This window comes from Synergistaceae bacterium (assembly GCA_021372895.1).
In the GTDB taxonomy this organism is placed as follows: Bacteria; Synergistota; Synergistia; order Synergistales; family Synergistaceae; genus JAJFTP01.
In genome coordinates this window covers 1-2,236 of sequence record JAJFTP010000063.1, presented here as the reverse complement: position 1 = coordinate 2,236, position 2,236 = coordinate 1, and the positions used below count along the sequence as shown (strand labels likewise).

The window sequence follows — 2,236 nt, the reverse complement described above, 5'->3', positions numbered from 1 at the left end:
CTTGTCCAGCACCTTTTCACCAATGTGCCCGAAGGGCGTGTGCCCCAGGTCGTGCCCGAGCGCAATCGCTTCCGTCAGGTCCTCGTTGAGCTGCATCGCTCTGGCTATTGTTCTTGCGATCTGGGACACCTCCAGCGTATGGGTAAGGCGCGTACGATAATGGTCACCCTCCGGAAGCAGAAGTACCTGCGTTTTATATTTTAGTCTTCGGAAAGATTTACTGTGTATAATTCTGTCTCTGTCGCGCTGGAAGCAGGTGCGTATAGAACAGGGATCTTCATTCCTCACCCTCCCCCTGCTGGCAGAAGAAAGACAGGCTTGCGGGGATAATATTTGTTTCTCAATTTCTTCCCAACGCACGCGTATATCCATTCCGCAATACCTCCAAACTATTTCTTATATGAATAAATATCATATCCATATTATAATACCATGACATAAAACGGCCATACTGTCCGGGAAACTGCTTGAAAAATCTGTACCCAAGCAGCGCGCCCTACTATAACTTCTGTATGATCAGTGTGTTTTTATCATCCCGAAGTTTTCTTAAAAAATCCGGACAATCACAGCTGTTTAAAAATCGCTGCACATTGTCCGGCGTGTTCTTTAATACAAGCTTAGATGCGTCTGTTTGTGATCAGAGACTGATTTTTTTATTATTCAAGTATCCCAAGAGCGGCATGCGCTGCCGAGAGTCTGGCTACGGGGACCCTGAACGGCGAACAGCTCACATAATCCAGACCGAGTTTGTGGCAGAAAGCAACGCTTGAGGGATCGCCGCCATGCTCTCCGCATATACCGAGCTGTATATCGGGATTTACGGAACGGCCGCCGGTAACGCCGATCTTCATAAGACCGCCTACTCCGTCCCTGTCAAGCACGGCAAACGGATTATGCGGAAGGATACCTCCTTCGACATACTGCGCAAGGAACTTACCCTCCGCGTCATCGCGGGAGAAACCAAAGGTCGTCTGAGTGAGGTCGTTCGTCCCGAAGCTGAAGAACTGCGCATACTTTGCGATCTGGTCGGCTACCATAGCTGCTCTGGGCAGTTCTATCATTGTGCCAACCATATATTTAAGCTCACAATTAGCTTTTTTCATTATATTATATCCTATCGTATCAACCATTTCGCGCAGGCGCCGCATTTCTTCCTGCGTTGAAACAATAGGCATCATAATATCCGGAATAACATGGACACCGCGTGCGGTAAGCTTACAGGCTGCATTGAAGATCGCCCTGATCTGCATCTCGTAGATTTCAGGATATATCATTCCAAGGCGGCAGCCGCGGAAACCAAGCATCGGGTTCATCTCGTGCAGATCGTTTGCCCTGGCTATGACAGACTTGATCTTTTTCGCTGATTCACTGTCCGGCGAAGCTTTGGCCAGTTCATCTTCAAGTTTAGGGACTTTTGGAAGGAATTCATGCAGAGGGGGGTCAAGAAGCCTTATTGTTACAGGCAGTCCCTCCATAGCTTCGAATATGCCAAGGAAGTCCTCCTCCTGCATCTTTTCCAGCTTGTCGAGCTGCCTGACTCTTTCCTCTTTGCTGTCTGCTATGATCATCTCCTGCATTACAGGAAGTCTGTCAACAGCCATAAACATATGCTCGGTACGACAGAGTCCTATGCCCTTTGCTCCAAAGCTTCGTGCACGACGTGCATCTTCAGGAGTATCTCCGTTAGCCCAGACCTGAAGTTTTGCTATTTTATCGGACATTGCAAGAAGTAAACTGAAGTCTTCATCGAATTTCGGTTCGATGAGTGAAACAGCCCCAAGTATGACATCTCCTGTGCTGCCGTTTAGTGAAAGTAAGTCTCCTTTTTTTACTACGGTGTCGCCAACTGTGAACATCTCGGCGGCAAGATCGATCATGATTTCCTCAGATCCCGACACACATGGTTTTCCAAGTCCCCTCGCAACGACGGCGGCATGGCTTGTCATGCCGCCATGGCTTGTAAGAACGCCCTGCGCGGCAAAGAGGCCATGGATGTCATCAGGGGTGGTCTCCGGCCTCACAAGAATAATCTTTTCTCCTTTTGCCCCCCGTTCCGCAGCTTCATCGGCATTGAATACAACGACGCCGACAGCCGTCCCAGGAGATGCCGGAAGCCCCTTTGCAATTTTCTTATAATCGCTTTTTGTGTCTATCTGCGGGTGCAGCATCTGTTCAACTTGTTCCGGTGTGACCCGTGACACTGCGGCGGCCTCGTCTATAAGTCCTTCTTTGCACA

The 2,236-nt window shown here is 49.2% G+C and carries 2 protein-coding genes; both read right to left on the bottom strand.

From position 1 onward, the window contains the following. Positions 1-372 (bottom strand): HD domain-containing protein (locus LLF78_05865; protein MCE5202018.1); only part of this gene is annotated, 372 nt, incomplete at its 3' end. A 284-nt stretch (positions 373-656) separates the two neighbouring features. Further along, on the bottom strand, positions 657-2,236 hold a 1,580-nt coding region (locus LLF78_05860; protein ID MCE5202017.1), incomplete at its 5' end, for a pyruvate, phosphate dikinase.